Annotated in this window: 12 protein-coding genes and 1 pseudogene; all 13 read left to right on the top strand. The window is 72.3% G+C overall.

Going from position 1 to position 16,205, the window contains the following annotated elements; translation table 11 throughout:
* Positions 1-147: 147 nt before the first annotated feature.
* Positions 148-1,659, top strand: coding sequence for a bifunctional tetrahydrofolate synthase/dihydrofolate synthase (gene folC / locus ACZ4W9_RS07010; RefSeq protein WP_467933731.1), 1,512 nt, complete (start codon positions 148-150; stop codon positions 1,657-1,659).
* 5 nt (positions 1,660-1,664) lie between these two features.
* Entirely contained in the window at positions 1,665-2,027 is a 363-nt protein-coding gene (locus tag ACZ4W9_RS07005; RefSeq protein ID WP_467933730.1) for a DUF4233 domain-containing protein, read from the top strand.
* Positions 2,028-2,092: 65 nt separating this feature from the next.
* The gene (gene ndk, locus ACZ4W9_RS07000; RefSeq protein WP_467933728.1) at positions 2,093-2,506 is read left to right on the top strand and encodes a nucleoside-diphosphate kinase; all 414 of its coding nucleotides are present in this window, start codon (positions 2,093-2,095) and stop codon (positions 2,504-2,506) included.
* 286 nt (positions 2,507-2,792) lie between these two features.
* Positions 2,793-3,812 (top strand): rod shape-determining protein, encoded by a 1,020-nt coding sequence (locus ACZ4W9_RS06995; RefSeq protein ID WP_014672705.1) that lies wholly within the window; start codon positions 2,793-2,795, stop codon positions 3,810-3,812.
* Positions 3,813-3,978: 166 nt separating this feature from the next.
* Positions 3,979-4,944: a rod shape-determining protein MreC gene (mreC, locus tag ACZ4W9_RS06990; protein WP_467933727.1), complete on the top strand. Its 966-nt coding sequence runs from the start codon at positions 3,979-3,981 to the stop codon at positions 4,942-4,944.
* Between the two features lie 12 nt (positions 4,945-4,956).
* Positions 4,957-5,634 (top strand): rod shape-determining protein MreD, encoded by a 678-nt coding sequence (gene mreD, locus ACZ4W9_RS06985; RefSeq protein ID WP_467933726.1) that lies wholly within the window; start codon positions 4,957-4,959, stop codon positions 5,632-5,634.
* Positions 5,635-5,837: 203 nt separating this feature from the next.
* Positions 5,838-8,093, top strand: coding sequence for a penicillin-binding protein 2 (mrdA, locus tag ACZ4W9_RS06980; protein WP_467933724.1), 2,256 nt, complete (start codon positions 5,838-5,840; stop codon positions 8,091-8,093).
* Entirely contained in the window at positions 8,090-9,286 is a 1,197-nt protein-coding gene (gene rodA, locus ACZ4W9_RS06975) for a rod shape-determining protein RodA (RefSeq protein ID WP_467933723.1), read from the top strand. The genes mrdA and rodA overlap by 4 nt, the downstream gene beginning before the upstream one ends.
* A 58-nt stretch (positions 9,287-9,344) precedes the next feature.
* Complete coding sequence (locus ACZ4W9_RS06970; RefSeq protein WP_467933722.1) at positions 9,345-10,844, top strand: CYTH and CHAD domain-containing protein; 1,500 nt, start codon at positions 9,345-9,347, stop codon at positions 10,842-10,844.
* Between the two features lie 69 nt (positions 10,845-10,913).
* Positions 10,914-12,875: a TIGR03960 family B12-binding radical SAM protein gene (locus tag ACZ4W9_RS06965; protein ID WP_467933720.1), complete on the top strand. Its 1,962-nt coding sequence runs from the start codon at positions 10,914-10,916 to the stop codon at positions 12,873-12,875.
* 142 nt (positions 12,876-13,017) lie between these two features.
* Positions 13,018-14,130, top strand: coding sequence for a hypothetical protein (locus ACZ4W9_RS06960; RefSeq protein ID WP_467933719.1), 1,113 nt, complete (start codon positions 13,018-13,020; stop codon positions 14,128-14,130).
* A gap of 48 nt (positions 14,131-14,178) precedes the next feature.
* A complete protein-coding gene (locus ACZ4W9_RS06955) occupies positions 14,179-14,955 on the top strand; it encodes a TIGR03936 family radical SAM-associated protein (RefSeq protein ID WP_467933718.1) in 777 nt (258 codons plus the stop codon).
* A 262-nt stretch (positions 14,956-15,217) separates the two neighbouring features.
* A pseudogene (locus ACZ4W9_RS06950) lies at positions 15,218-16,205 on the top strand (Rne/Rng family ribonuclease); the annotation flags it as partial.

Below are 16,205 nucleotides of genomic sequence, written 5' to 3'. Positions count from 1 at the left end.
CCAGGTAGCGCAGCGCGAAACGTTCGACGCTGCTCAAGGCCCCGGTGCCCCTGAAGCACCGGGGCCTTCGGCTTGCGGCGAGCCATCCGTACCGGCGCCGTGAAGCCACCGCACCCTTTGTCCGCCCGCCTCCGTAGACTGGGCCCCGTGAGCGACCCGAACGGTACCGAGCAGCCCGACCCTCTCGACAGCTTCGAGGAGATCATCGAGGCCGAGACCACCCGCGACCCCGACCTCGCGGTCATCGAGGCCGGCAGCCGCACCCTGCGTACCCAGGGCGGCACGCCCCAGGCCGACGTACCCGCGCGCCCGGAGGACCCGGAGGTCGACAAGGCGCTGCGCGAGGTGGAGGCGGAGCTGGCCACCCGCTGGGGCGAGACCAAGCTGGAGCCCTCGGTCAGCAGGATCTCCGCGCTGATGGACGTCCTCGGCGAGCCCCAGCGCTCGTACCCCTCGATCCACATCACGGGCACGAACGGCAAGACCTCCACCGCCCGCATGATCGAGGCCCTGCTCGGCGCCTTCGAGCTGCGCACCGGCCGCTACACCAGCCCGCACGTGCAGTCGATCACCGAGCGGATCAGCCTGGACGGCGCCCCGGTCTCCGCCGAGCGGTTCGTGGAGACGTACCAGGACATCAAGCCGTACGTCGAGATGGTGGACGGACAGCAGGAGTACCGGCTCTCCTTCTTCGAGGTCCTCACCGGCATGGCGTACGCCGCGTTCGCGGACGCCCCGGTGGACGTCGCCGTGGTCGAGGTCGGCATGGGCGGCTCCTGGGACGCCACGAACGTCATCGACGGCGACGTGGCCGTGGTGACCCCCATCTCCCTGGACCACACCGACCGGCTCGGCGGGACGCCCGCGGAGATCGCCGGCGAGAAGAGCGGCATCATCAAGCAGGACGCGACCGTCATCCTGGCCCAGCAGCCGGTGGACGCGGCGCAGGTGCTGCTGAAGAAGGCCGTCGAGGTGAACGCCACCGTCGCCCGCGAGGGCCTGGAGTTCGGCGTCGTCGCCCGGCAGGTCGCCGTCGGCGGGCAGCTGCTCACCCTGCGCGGCCTCGGCGGCGAGTACCCGGAGGTGTACCTGCCGCTGCACGGCGGCCACCAGGCGCACAACGCGGCCGTGGCACTCGCCGCCGTGGAGGCGTTCTTCGGGGTCGGCGCGCAGCGCGCGGAGCCGCTGGACATCGACACCGTCCGCAAGGCGTTCGCGGCCGTCTCCTCCCCGGGCCGCCTGGAGGTCGTACGGCGCTCCCCGACGGTCGTGCTGGACGCCGCGCACAACCCGGCGGGCGCCGAGGCCACCGCCGAGGCGGTGCGCGAGGCGTTCGACTTCACCCGGCTGATCGGCGTCGTGGGCGCGAGCGGCGACAAGGACGTGCGGGGGCTGCTGGAGGCCTTCGAGCCGATCTTCGCCGAGATCGTCGTCACCCGGAACTCCAGCCACCGCGCCATGGACGCGGACGAGCTGGCCGCGATCGCCGTCGAGGTGTTCGGTGACGAGCGGGTGCAGGTCGAGCCCCGGCTGCCGGACGCCCTGGAGGCCGCGATCACGCTGGCCGAGGAGGAGGGCGAGTTCGCCGGCGGCGGTGTGCTGGTGACCGGTTCCGTCATCACGGTCGGCGAGGCCCGGCTGCTGCTGGGGAAGGGCTGAGGAACATGCGGACGCTCTGTGCGTCGACCCTGATCGGCGAGTTCTTCATCATCGGCTTCGCCGGGCTGGTCGCCATGAAGGACCCGGGCCTGGCCACGTCGACGGTATGGCTGGTCAGCGGCATCGCCATGGTGCTGTGCGTGCTGCTGTGCGGCATGGTGACCCGGCCCGGCGGGGTGGCCCTCGGCTGGGCCCTGCAGATCGCTCTGATCGCCTCCGGAGTGTTCGTGCCGACCATGTACTTCATGGGCGCGGTCTTCGCCGCGCTGTGGTGGGCATCGGTGCACTTCGGGAGAAAGGTGGACGAGGCGAAGGCCCGCTTCGCGGCACGCTCGCAGGCGTCCTCCTCCCCGGCTGACGCTGCGTAACGGGCGCCCCGGCACGCCCTGTAACCTCGTGCCACCGCACCCGTAAGCCGTGTAAGGAGCCCCTCGTGAGCCAGCGCACCCTTGTCCTCCTCAAGCCCGACGCCGTCCGTCGTGGGCTGACCGGTGAGATCATCGGCCGTATCGAGCGCAAGGCCGGCTGGCAGATCACCGCGCTGGAGCTGCGCACCCTGGACCGCGCCACGCTGGAGCAGCACTACGCCGAGCACGTGGGCAAGCCGTTCTACGAGCCGCTGGTGGAGTTCATGTCCTCCGGGCCGGTCGTCGCGCTGATCGTGGAGGGCGAGCGGGTGATCGAGGGCGTGCGTCAGCTGGCGGGCCCGACCGACCCGATCGCGGCCGCGCCCGGCTCGATCCGCGGTGACTTCGGCGTGATCGTCCGCGAGAACCTGATCCACGCCTCGGACTCGGAGGAGTCCGCCGAGCGCGAGGTGAAGATCTTCTTCCCGGGTCGCGTGTAGGGCCGGCGGCGGCCCGCGGAGAAGGTCCGGGCCCGGTCCCGGGCCTTTCCCGCGCTTTCCCGCGGACGTCGCCGCACGGTCCGCGCATTTGAGGGAACGCGCGCCCCCGAACGCCCGTCTCCACAAGCGGGGCGGCACGCCATCTGGTGACAATGGCGGAGACCCTCGCGCAGTGTTCGTGCAGGCGCGTTTACGATGGAAGCCTTCACGTCACAGCACCCGCCTCGCCGACCTGACATGCCTTCAAAAGCGCAGGGAGGCCAGATGAATCCGGATGGGGAACTCAATGTCGTTCATCGGCCGTGACATGGCTGTCGACCTCGGGACCGCCAACACGCTGGTGTACGTCAGGGGTCGCGGGATCGTACTGAACGAACCGTCCGTCGTGGCGATCAACACCAACACGGGTGGGATCCTCGCGGTCGGTGCCGAAGCGAAGAAGATGATCGGCCGGACGCCGGGCAACATCGTGGCCGTGCGCCCGCTGAAGGACGGTGTGATCGCCGACTTCGAGATCACCGAGCGGATGCTCCGCTACTTCATCCTGAAGATCCACAAGCGGCGGTACCTGGCCCGGCCGCGGGTCGTGGTCTGCGTGCCCTCGGGCATCACGGGCGTCGAGCGCCGTGCGGTCATCGAGGCGTCCTCGCAGGCCGGTGCCCGCCAAGTGCACATCATCGAGGAGCCCATGGCCGCCGCCATCGGCTCGGGTCTGCCGGTGCACGAGGCCACGGGCAACATGGTGGTGGACATCGGCGGCGGCACCACGGAGGTCGCGGTCATCTCGCTCGGCGGCATCGTCACCGCCCAGTCCATCCGCGTCGCCGGGGACGAACTGGACAACGCGATCATCCAGTACATCAAGAAGGAGTACAGCCTGCTGCTGGGCGAGCGCACCGCCGAGCAGATCAAGATCACGATCGGTTCGGCGTACGACCTGGACACCGACGAGCACACCGAGGTCCGCGGCCGGGACCTGGTGTCCGGGCTGCCGAAGACCGTCGTCATCTCGGCGGCCGAGGTCCGCAAGGCGATCGAGGAGCCGGTCAACGCGATCGTGGACGCGGTCAAGACCACCCTCGACAAGTGCCCGCCGGAGCTGTCCGGCGACATCATGGACCGGGGAATCGTGCTGACCGGCGGCGGAGCGCTGCTGCGCGGGCTGGACGAGCGGCTGCGGCGCGAGACCGGCATGCCGATCCACATCGCCGAGGACCCGCTGGACAGCGTCGCGCTCGGTTCCGGTAAGTGTGTCGAGGAGTTCGAGGCGCTGCAGCAGGTTCTGGACGCCCAGCCGCGCAGATGAGGCGACTCTTCCATTCCGCCGTACGAGACGTTCTCCTCTCGTGCGGCGGATCGTTGATATAGAGGCATAAGCTCCACCAATTGGGCCTCGCCGGTTTGCGCCGCACCATTCGCGTTTTCCAGGGGCCCGCCGAATTCCTACTTGAGGAAGGGCACGGCCGCCGCACGTGAGGGACACGAAAGAGAGCCGGCTGCTCCTGGTCCTGCTGGTCGCCATCGCGTTCGCGCTGATCACGGTGGACATCCGCGGAGGGCGGAACTCCCCGGTCGACGGTGCCCGGCACGCCGCCGCGGCGGTGTTCGGCCCGGTCGAGGACGGGCTGTCCGGCGCGGTCGACCCGGTCGGTGACGCCGTTTCGGCCGTGCGCGACTCGGGCAGCCGGCACGACCGGCTCGCCGCGCTGGAGAAGGAGAACGCGGCCCTCAAGGCCAAGCTCGGCAGCGACGACCGCAACCGCAGCCGGCTCGAGCAGCTCGACAAGCTGATGAAGATCGCCGGCGAGGGGCAGTACGCCATCAAGGGCGCCGAGGTCATCGCCATCGGGTCGGCGCAGGGCTTCTCCTGGACCATCACCATCGACGTCGGCGCCAACGACGGCATCAAGCGGGACATGACGGTCCTCAACGGGGACGGGCTGGTCGGCCGGGTCACCACCGTCGGCCCCGGCACGGCCACCGTGCTGCTCGCCAACGACCCGGACTTCACCGTCGGCACCCGCATGGAGGGCAGCGACGAACTCGGCTTCGCCTCCGGCCAGGGCGACCGGCCGCTGCGCGTGGAACTGCTCAACGGCAAGGCGGAGGTGAAGAAGGGCGACCGGCTCGTCACCTTCGGCTCCCAGTCCGACAAGCCGTTCGTGCCCGGCGTTCCGGTCGGCGTGGTCTCCCGCGTCGACCCCTCCGGCGGCGGCCTGACCCGCACCCTGTCCGTCACCCCGTACGTCGGCTTCACCAAGCTCGACATCGTCGGCGTGGTCGTGCAGGGCCCCAAGAAGGACCCGCGGGACACCGTGCTCCCGGCCAAGCCGAAGCCGGTGCCGACACCGACGGTGACCGTCACCGTCAACCCGTCGGCCGGCGCCCCCGCCCCGGACACCGACAGCACCGACACCGCCAGCGACGAGCAGCAGTAGGAGCCGAATCCCATGCGTGTCAACCGGATCCTGCTCTCCAGCACGCTGGTCGTGGTGGCCCTGGTGATCCAGGTCAGCGTCCTGGCCCGGCTGCACCTGCCGGGCGCGGTGCCCGACCTGCTGCTGCTCACCGTCCTCGGCCTGGCGATGGTGTACGGCCATGCCGGCGGCGCCCTCGTGGGCTTCGGCGCCGGCCTGCTCGCCGACCTGGCCCCGCCCGCCGACCACGCGGCCGGCCGCTACGCCCTGGTGCTGTGCGTCACCGGGTACTTCGCCGGGCTGATCCGGCCGGAGAAGGGCCGGCTGAAGTCGGCGACCGGGCCGATGGCCGTCGTGGTCGCCGCCGCCGTCGGCTCCACCCTGCTCTACGCCGGGGTGGGCGCCCTGGTCGGCGACACCGCCGCCCGCCATGTCGGCCTGCCCGGGCTGCTGTTCTCGGCCGCCCTGTACGACCTGCTGCTCGGCCCGTTCGTGGTGCCCGGCGTGATGTGGCTGGCCCGCCGCGCCGACAACGACCCGCTCACCGAGACCGGCCCCGCCGCGGGCGCCGGGGACATCTCCTCCGGCTGGCTCTCCTCCGGCACGGGACTGCGCGTCGGCGGGCAGCGCGGCGGTCTCGGCGCGCTGAAGGCCAAGGCCCGCACCCGGTCCGCGCGGGTCGGCCGCATCAAGGGGGTCAAGCGGCTGTGACCGGCGACGAGTTCGCACCCGGCAGGTTCACTCGAACGGGTCGGCTTTCCTGGAACGCGCGTTCACTGGCCGGTCGTTCATCATGCGTGCCGGGGCGGCGGGCCCGCCGCCCGGTGCCCCGCACGCATACGGCACGCACGCACATGGCACGCACAGACGTCCGGGCGCGGACGTCCGCGCACTGAGAGGGGGAGAAAGCCGCAGTGACCAACATTCCCGAGACCGGTCGGACCCCGCGGGTCCAGATCCGGCTCGTCGTGATCCAGATCCTCGTCCTCTCCCTCCTCGGCACGCTCGGCGGCCGGTTGTGGTACCTCCAGATCCGCCAGGGCGCGGAGTACCAGAAGGAGGCGTCCGGCAACCACGTCCAGCAGGTGGTCCAGCCCGCCGTGCGCGGGGACATCCTGGATGCCCGCGGGGTGCCCCTCGCGGACAACGAGACCCGGCTGGTGGTCTCCGCCTCCCGCACCGACCTGAGCCGGCAGAAGGACGACGGCAAGGCCGTCCTCACCAAGCTGGCCGGCGTCCTCGGCATGAGCCCCGAGGAGGTCATGCTGAAGGTCCGGCTGTGCGACGCCAAGACGCCCCGGCCCTGCTGGAACGGCTCGCCGTACCAGCCGATCCCCATCACCGACGAGGCCACGCCCAAGCAGGCCCTGCAGATCCGCGAGCGCTCCGAGGACTTCCCCGGCATCACCGCCGAGCCCGAGGCCGTCCGGCGCTACCCGGGCCCGGGCAAGTCCAACACCGCGCAGGTGCTCGGCTATCTCTCGCCCGTCACCGACGACGAGATCCAGAAGGCCAAGGACACCGACTCGCCGTACCTGCGCTCCGACATGGTCGGCCGCTCCGGCCTGGAGCGGACGTACGACAAGGTGCTGCGCGGCAAGGCCGGCGTGACCCGCTACGAGGTGGACAACCTCGGCCGGGTCATCGGCAAGGCCGAGTCGGACGCGGCCGAGCCCGGGGCGAACCTGGTCACCAGCATCGACAGCCGCGTCCAGCGGGTCGCCGAGTACGAGCTGGACAAGGCGATGAAGGCCGCCCGCCAGCAGTACGACAAGATCACCGGCACCAACTACAAGGCCGACTCCGGCGCCGTGGTGGTGATGGAGGCCAAGACCGGCCGGATCGTCGCGATGGCCTCCGCCCCGACCTACGACCCGAACGTCTGGGTCGGCGGCATCTCCGCCAAGGACTACAAGGCCCTCACCGGCAAGGACTCGGACTACCCGCTGCTGAACAGGGCCATACAGGGCCAGGCCGCACCCGGTTCGACCTTCAAGGTGGTCTCCACGGCCGCCGCCGTGGAGGCCGGCTACGCCTTCGACGGGCGCTACCCGTGCACCAGCTCCTACTCGGTGGGCAGCCAGGTCTTCAAGAACTTCGAGGGCGAGAACTTCGGCCCCATCTCCCTGGGCCGCGCCCTGGAGGTCTCCTGCGACACCGTCTTCTACTACCTGTCCGACAAGGAGTGGAAGAGGGACGGCGGCAGCAACCCCAAGGGCCGGCCGAAGGACTACTTCTACAAGGCCGCCCACCAGTTCGGCCTCGGCAAGGAGACCGGCATCGACCTGCCCAACGAGGTCACCGGCCGCGTCCCCGACCGCCGGTGGAAGGAGGCGTACTGGAAGGCCAACAAGGACGCCTGGTGCAAGTCCGGCAAGAAGGACGGCTCCTACGTCGAGAAGATCGCCTATGAGAACTGCCTCGAAGGCAACAAGATGCGCGAGGGCGACTCGATCAACTACTCCATCGGCCAGGGCGACACACTCGTCACCCCGATCCAGGAGGCCGTGATCTACGGCGCCGTCGCCAACGGCGGCACGATGTACCAGCCGACCATCGGCAAGGCGATCATCAGCCCCGACGGCAGGACCGTGCGGGAGATCAAGCCGAAGAAGCGCGGGAAGCTCCCCGTCAGCCAGGCCACCCTCAGGGGCATGGACGACGCCTTCGCGGGCGTCATCACCCGGGGTACGGCGGCCTGGAAGTTCGGCGGCTGGCCCCAGGACAAGATCCCGCTGCACGCCAAGACCGGCACGGCCGAGGTCTACGGCAAGCAGACCACGTCCTGGCTGGCCACGTACTCCGAGGACTACACGGTGATCATGACGATCGCCCAGGCCGGTACGGGATCCGGCGCCTCCGGTGAGGCCGTGCGCAACATCTACAGCGCGCTCTACGGCGTCCAGGGCGACGGCTCCGTCGACAGCGGCAAGGCGCTGCTGCCCGAGCCGCAGAAGAGCCTGCCCAAGGTCCGCACGGACGGCACCATCGCCGCCCCGAAGGTCACCGGCGACCCGGCCAAGGACGCCGAGACCGCGCAGAAGGACAACCCCACCAACGGCGACGAGCAGCAGCCCGCGGGCACCGCCCCGTCGCCCACGACCGGCAACCGCGACACCCGCAGGCGCCGCGGACAGCGGACCCGGGGACGCCGGAGGATGCCCTCATGACCGGCACGAACAGCTTCTCCGTCTCCGGGTACGGCCCCGAGCGGGCCGGCTGGACCAGGCTCTTCGCCCGCGACTCGCTCACCCGCCGGCTGGACTGGCCGATCCTGCTCGCGGCCACCGCGCTGTCCCTGCTGGGCTCGCTGCTGGTCTACTCGGCGACCCGCAACCGCACCGAGCTGAACCAGGGCGACCCGTACTTCTTCCTGCTGCGCCACCTGATGAACCTGGGCATCGGGATCGCCCTGATGATCGCCACGGTCTGGCTCGGCCACCGCGCCCTGCGCAACGTCGTGCCGATCCTCTACGGCCTGTCGGTGCTCCTCGCCCTGGTGGTCCTCACCCCGCTCGGGGCGACCATCAACGGCCAGCGCAACTGGCTCGTCATCGGCGGTTTCTCGCTCCAGCCGGCCGAGTTCCTCAAGATCTCGATCATCCTCGGCATGGCCATGCTGCTGTCGGCCCGGGTGGACGCGGGCGACAAGCCGTTCCCCGACCACCGCACGGTCTTCCAGTCGCTGTGCCTGGCCGCCGTGCCGATCATGATCCTGCTGCTCATGCCCGACCTCGGCTCGGTGCTGGCCATGGTGGCGATCATCCTGGGCGTGCTGCTCGCCTCCGGGTCCTCCAACCGCTGGGTGTTCGGGTTGCTCGTCGCCGGGGTGGTCGGCTGTGTCGCGATCTGGCAGCTGCACATCCTGGACGAGTACCAGATCAACCGCTTCGCGGCCTTCGCCAACCCGGACCTGGACCCCTCGGGCGTCGGCTACAACACCAACCAGGCCCGCATCGCCATCGGTTCCGGCGGCCTGACGGGCGCCGGGCTCTTCCACGGCTCGCAGACCACCGGCCAGTTCGTGCCCGAGCAGCAGACGGACTTCGTGTTCACGGTCGCGGGGGAGGAGCTGGGCTTCGTCGGCGCCGGCTTCATCATCTTCCTGCTCGGCCTGCTGCTGTGGCGCGCCTGCCGGATAGCGCGCGACTCGACCGAGCTGTACGGGACGATCGTGGCCGCCGGGATCGTCGCCTGGTTCGCCTTCCAGTCCTTTGAGAACATCGGCATGACCCTCGGCATCATGCCGGTCACCGGCCTGCCCCTGCCGTTCGTGTCGTACGGCGGCTCGTCGATGTTCGCCGTATGGGTGGCCGTGGGACTGCTCCAGTCGATCAAGGTGCAGCGGCCGATGTCGGCGTAGGGCCCGGGAGCGGCGGCGCCCCCTGACGGATCGGCGCCGCCGCCATTAGATTCGGTGCATGGCGGACGCGAAACGCGAGATCGAGCGCAAGTACGAATCCGACGGCAGCGGGCTGCCCGACCTGACCGGCGCCGGCCCGGTGGCCTCCGTCCTCGACCGGGGCCTGGTCGAGCTGGACGCCACGTACTACGACACCACCGACGAACGCCTGACCGCGGCCTCGCTCACCCTCCGCCGCCGCACCGGGGGCTCGGACGCCGGCTGGCACCTGAAGTTCCCCGTCGCCCCCGGGGTCCGCGACGAGATCCGGGCCCCGCTCGGCGACACCGTGCCCGAGGAGATCGCCGCCCTCGTCCGCTCCCGGGTCCGGGACCGCCCGCTGGTCCCGCTGGTCCGGCTGCGCTCGGCCCGGGACGTGCGCCACCTGCTCGACGCGCGGGGCGCCCTGCTGGCCGAGGCCAGCGTCGACACCGTGACCGCCGAGCGGCTCACCGGCCCGGGCGGGACCGCCCGGTGGACCGAGATCGAGGTGGAACTCGCCGACGACGGCGACCCGGCCCTCCTGGACCGGCTGGAGAAGCGGCTGCGCGCGGCCGGTGTGCGGCCCTCCGCCTCCCCCTCCAAGCTGGCCCGCGCCCTGGCGGAGACCGCGCCGGACCACACCGGCAAGCCGGCCGCCCCCGCCGCGCCCGAGACGGCCGGCGACCATGTCCTCGCCTATCTGCGCGCCCAGCGGGACGCGCTGGTGGCGCTCGACCCCGCCGTGCGCCGCGGCATCCCCGACTCGGTGCACCGGATGCGGGTCGCCACCCGCCGCGCCCGCAGCACCCTGCGCACCTTCACCGGCGTCCTCGACCGCGCCGTCACCGGCCCCGTCGGCGCCGAGCTGAAGTGGCTCGCGGGCGAACTGGGCGTCGACCGCGACCAGGAGGTGCTGGCCGACCGGCTGACGAGCGCCCTCGACGCGCTGCCGCCCGCCCTGGTCACCGGCCCCGTCCCGGAACGGCTCACCGCCTGGGCCGGGGCCCGCCGCGGCGCCCGCGCCCATCTGACCGGAGTCCTGGACTCCCGCCGCTATCTGGCCCTGCTCGACGCCCTGGACGCCCTGCTCGCCGAGCCCCCGCTGCGCAGGGCGGCCGGCCGGAAACCCGAGAAGGCGCTCGGCAAGGCCGTACGCAAGGACGAGCGCAAGCTCACGGCCCTGATGGAGCACGCGCTCGCGCTGCCGCCGGGGCAGGAGCGCGACCGCGCCCTGCACGAGGCCCGCAAGAAGGCCAAGCGCACCCGGTACGCGGCCGAGGCCGCCACCGAGGCCCTGGGCGCCCCCGCCCGCGCCCTCACCAAGGCCATGAAGAGCCTGACCACCCTGCTCGGCGACCACCAGGACAGCGTCATGGCCCGGCGCGTCCTGCGCGAGCTGGCCGCGGTGGCCCACGCGGCGGGGGAGAGCGCGTTCACCTACGGGCTGCTGTACGGCAGGGAGGAGAGCCGCGCGGCCGGGCTGGAGGCACGGCTGCCCGGGCGCTGGAAGGCGGCCGGCGGCGCGCTGTCCGGCTGAGCGTTCGGGGCGACCCGCCGGGCGGGTTACGCTTGATGGTCCCCCTGTCAGCTCATGAAGGTTCGCGAGATGCCTGTCGAGTCGGTTTTCCCGCAGCTCGAAGCTCTGCTCCCGCACGTGCAGAAGCCGATCCAGTACGTCGGCGGCGAGCTCAACTCCACGGTCAAGCCGTGGGACGAGTGCGATGTCCGCTGGGCGCTCATGTACCCGGACGCGTACGAGGTGGGCCTGCCCAACCAGGGCGTCATGATCCTCTACGAGGTCCTCAACGAGCGGGAGGGCGTCCTCGCCGAACGCACCTACAGCGTCTGGCCGGACCTGGAGGCGCTGATGCGCGAGCACGGCGTCCCCCAGTTCACGGTGGACAGCCACCGCCCGGTGAAGGCCTTCGACGTGTTCGGCCTCAGCTTCTCCACGGAGCTGGGCTACACGAACATGCTCGCCGCGCTGGACCTGGCGGGCATCCCGCTCGAGTCCCGGGACCGCACCGACGAGGACCCGATCGTCCTGGCCGGCGGTCACGCGGCCTTCAACCCGGAGCCGATCGCCGACTTCATCGACGCGGCCGTGATCGGCGACGGCGAGCAGGCCGTCCTCGACATGACCCGGATCATCCGCGAGTGGAAGGCGGAGGGCCGCCCCGGCGGCCGCGAGGAGGTGCTCTTCCGGCTCGCGCGGACCGGCGGGGTGTACGTCCCGGCGTTCTACGACGTCGAGTACCTGCCCGACGGCCGGATCGCCCGTGTGGTGCCCAACCGCTCCGGCGTGCCGTGGCGCGTGTCCAAGCACACCGTCATGGACCTGGACGAGTGGCCGTACCCGAAGCAGCCCCTGGTGCCGCTCGCCGAGACCGTCCACGAGCGGATGTCGGTGGAAATTTTCCGCGGCTGCACCCGCGGCTGCCGCTTCTGCCAGGCCGGCATGATCACCCGCCCGGTCCGTGAGCGTTCCATCACGGGCATCGGCGAGATGGTCGACAAGGGCCTGAAGGCGACCGGTTTCGAGGAGGTGGGCCTGCTGTCCCTGTCCTCCGCCGACCACAGCGAGATCGGCGACGTCGCCAAGGGCCTCGCGGACCGCTACGAGGACGACAAGATCGGCCTCTCCCTGCCCTCCACCCGCGTGGACGCCTTCAACATCGACCTGGCCAACGAGCTGACCCGCAACGGCCGCCGGTCCGGTCTCACCTTCGCCCCCGAGGGCGGCTCGGAGCGCATCCGCAAGGTCATCAACAAGATGGTCTCGGAAGACGACCTGATCCGCACGGTCGCGACGGCGTACGGCAACGGCTGGCGCCAGGTGAAGCTGTACTTCATGTGCGGCCTGCCGACCGAGACCGACGACGACGTCCTGCAGATCGCCGACATGGCCACGCGGGTGATCCAGAAGGGCCGCGAGGTCTCCGGCTCCAACGACATCCGCTGCACGGTCTCCATCGGCGGCTTCGTGCCCAAGCCCCACACCCCGTTCCAGTGGGCGCCGCAGCTGTCGGCCGAGGAGACGGACGCCCGCCTGGCGAAGCTGCGCGACAAGATCCGCGGCGACAAGAAGTACGGCCGCTCGATCGGCTTCCGCTACCACGACGGCAAGCCCGGCATCGTGGAGGGCCTGCTCTCCCGCGGCGACCGCCGCATCGGCGCGGTGATCCGCGCGGTGTACGACGACGGCGGCCGGTTCGACGGCTGGCGCGAGCACTTCTCCTACGACCGCTGGATGGCCTGCGCCGACAAGGCGCTCGCCCCCTTCGGCGTGGACGTCGACTGGTACACCACCCGGGAGCGCACCTACGAGGAGGTCCTGCCCTGGGACCACCTCGACTCCGGCCTGGACAAGGACTGGCTCTGGGAGGACTGGCAGGACGCCCTCGACGAGACCGAGGTCGAGGACTGCCGCTGGACGCCGTGCTTCGACTGCGGTGTCTGTCCGCAGATGGACACCCACATCCAGATCGGCCCCACGGGCAAGAAGCTGCTGCCCCTGACGGTGAAGAACGCCGGCCCGACGCCGGCCGCGAGCGGCCACACGCACTGAGGCCGCCCGCCCCGCGTCCCTACGCCCCCTGAGCCCCCTCGCCCGGTCGCGAGGGGGCTCATCGGCGCCCGACGCACGGCGCTGTGCGTGATGAACATGACAGGGCCGCATCCGAACGGCCGGTCCGCGCGTCTTCCCGGGCATGGATGCTCAGAAGCCGCCGGAGCCGCGCCACCAGGGCGAAGGGTGCCTCGTCGTCGCCGTGCGCCTGCCCGTGCGGATCGTCGTCCTGGTGCTGGTCGTGCCGGTGCGGATGGTGTGGGACGCGCTCGTCGTCGCCGGACGGCTGCTGCGGGACACCGTGCTCAGGCCGTTCGGCCGGGCCCTCGCCTGGACCGGCAGGGCCCTGTTCGTCCGGCCGTTCGTGGCCCTGTGGCGCCATCTCGTGGTACCCGCCGGCAGGGCGCTCGCCTGGCTCGGCCGGGTCCTCGTCGTCGTACCGGCCGTGTGGTTCCACCGGTACGTCCTCGCCCCCGCCGGGCACGCCCTCGCCTGGCTGGCGCGCGGGGCCGGCGCCGGGCTCGCGTGGGTGTACGCGCGCGTGCTCGTCCCCGTCGGGCGGGCGCTGGTCCGGCTGCTGAAGGGCGTCGGCGCCGTACTGGCCGTGCTCGGGCTCGGTGCCAGCACGGCCGTCGCCCGGCTGGTGCGGTACCTGGTCGTCGTCCCCGCCCGATGGCTGTACACCTGGGTCCTCGCCCCTGCCGGCCGGGCCGTCGCCTGGTGCGTACGAGGCGTCGGATGGCTGCTGGGAGTGCTCGTCAGCGCGGTCGGCCTGGCCCTGTACTGGACCGCCCGCGTGCTGGTCGTGCTGCCCGCGCTCGCCCTGTGGCGCCGGGTCCTCGCCCCCGCCGGCCGGTTCCTCGCCCTCGTCGTCCGCGAGGTCCGGGACGCCCTCGGGCACGCCTGGCGGATCGCCGGGCGGATCTCCCGCGCCGTCGGCCGCGCCCTCGGCACCCTCCTGCGGTGGATCTTCGTGGAGCCGGTGCGCTGGGCGTACCGCACCGTCCTCACCCCCTTCGGGCACGCCGTACGGGCCACCGTCCTGCGCCCGGTCGCCGCGGGCGTGCGCACGGTGGGCCGCCTCGCCCGCGAGGCGCTGACCACGGCCCGCGACACCATGCGCCAGGCGCGCGCCGAATTCAGGCGCATGGTGTTCGGCACTCCCGGGCAACCGGTCGATGCGGACCGGCGGGAACCCGTGGGCCGCGACACACGTACTCTTGGTAGGAGCAAGACCGCACTCACGAAGGACTGAGCGACACTGGGCAAGCGACAGCCCGAAGGCCCGCCGCCCGCACCCGCGGTGCAGCGCATTCGTCTGCGCTACACCAAGCGCGGCCGCCTGAGGTTCACCAGCCACCGAGACTTCCAGCGCGCCTTCGAGCGGGCGCTGCGCCGCGCCGAGGTGCCCATGGCGTACTCGGCGGGGTTCACACCGCACCCCAAGGTGTCGTACGCCAATGCCGCACCCACCGGCACGGGCAGTGAGGCGGAGTACCTGGAGATCGCGCTCACCGCACCGCGCGACCCGGAGACCCTGCGCGCCCTCCTCGACGAGTCGCTGCCCACCGGGCTCGACATCGTCGAGGCGGTCGAGGCACGGACCTCCGGCCTCGCCGACCGGCTGACGGCCTCCGTCTGGGAGCTGCGGCTGGACGGCGTCGAGCCCGCCGAGGCCGAGCGCGCGGTGGCGGCCTTCACCCGGGCCGACGCCGTCGAGGTGCAGCGGATGACCAAGAACGGCGTCCGCACCTTCGACGCCCGCCCGGCGGTGGTGAGCCTGGAAACGCACGGCGCTCCGGCTGATAGGCCGAGCGACCGGCCCTGTGCGATACTGCGGCTGGTTGTTCGGCACGTGACGCCTGCCGTACGACCCGACGACGTCCTGTCCGGTCTCCGCGCCGTGGCCGACCTGGCGCCGCCGGTCGCCGCAGCGGTGACCAGGCTGGCGCAGGGGCTGTTCGATGAAGAGACCGGCACGGTGACCGACCCGCTCGCGCCCGACCGCGAGGCTGCCGGGGCCCTGACGGCCCAGCCGGCCGCCGCCGCGACGGCGGCGATGCCGGAAGGTCCCGCGTAGGGACGGACGTCGTAGCGCCGCCCTCGGACTCGGGAGCCACCTGGGTCGGGCAGCGCACCGACCAGAAGACTTTCGCCAGGCCGTACCGACAAGGCGTACGGAACCGGCGAGACAGGACACAGAGTGCTCCCGTGCGGCGCCCGCGCCCCGGACGGCGGCCACCGCGTATCGCGCGGGCCGCGGACGTCAACGGCGGACGGTCCCCAGAGACCGGCGCCGGACCAGGTGCGGCGCCCGGGAGCCTGACGGGAGATACGCCCGCATGCTCGGACCGAACGAACCCCAAGAGGGTTCCGAACTGAACACCCCCAGCGACACCCTGCCCCCGCGCAGGCGTCGCCGTGCCGCCTCCCGCCCGGCGGGCCCGCCCGCCGCGGCGGCCGAGGCGCCCGCGGAGGTCACCGTGCCGGCCATACCGGCCGCGGAGACGGACGAGGTCGCCGAGGCGACCGAGGGCGGCGAGGCCGCTGAGGCCACCGGCGCCGAAGAGACGGTGACCGAAGAGGCGGCAGAGGCCGCCGGGACCGGCCAGGAGGCGAAGAGCGCGGAGCCCGCCGCCGCGCGTCCGCGCCGCCGGGCCACGCGCCGTGCGTCGGCGCCCGCCGGTACACCGGCGACCGCCGAGGCCGCGGAGGCCGCCGAGACCGTCGTCCCGGCCGCGTCCACCGCCGAGCCGGCCCCCGCCGTCACCGAGGCCGGTGCCGTCGTCGTCGGCGAGGAGGCCGCGCCGCGCCGCACCCGGCGCCGGGCCACGCGCAGCGTGGCCACGCCGCCCGCCACCACCGAGAACACCGACACCGCTGCGGCCGCCGAGGCGCCCGCCGGGACCGAGGCCGCCACGGCCCAGACGCCCGACGAGGCCGCTCCCGCCGCGCGTCCGCGCCGCCGGGCCACGCGCCGCGCGTCGGCCGCCGCCGCTACGCCGGTCCCCGCCGAGGCCGCCGAGACCGTCGCCCCGGCCGCCGCCGGGACGGAAGCGGCCGAGGAGCCGGTCGCCGAGGAGGCTGCCGAGGCCGCTCCCGCGCGTCCGCGTCGTCGGGCCACGCGTCGTGCGTCGGCGCCCGCCGGTGCGCCGCAGGGTGTCGAAGAGGCGTCTGTCGCCGAGGTGAGTGAAGCCGCGGCTCCCGCCGCGCAGGAGCCGGTCGCCGAGGAGACTGCCGAGGCCGCTCCCGCGCGTCCGCGTCGTCGGGCCACGCGTCGTGCGTCGGCGCCCGCCGGTGCGCCGCAGGGTGTCGAAGAGGCGTCTGTCG

The sequence above is a fragment of the Streptomyces sp. NPDC029296 genome (assembly GCF_055569255.1).
This window is presented reverse-complemented; position numbering and strand designations above follow the sequence as displayed.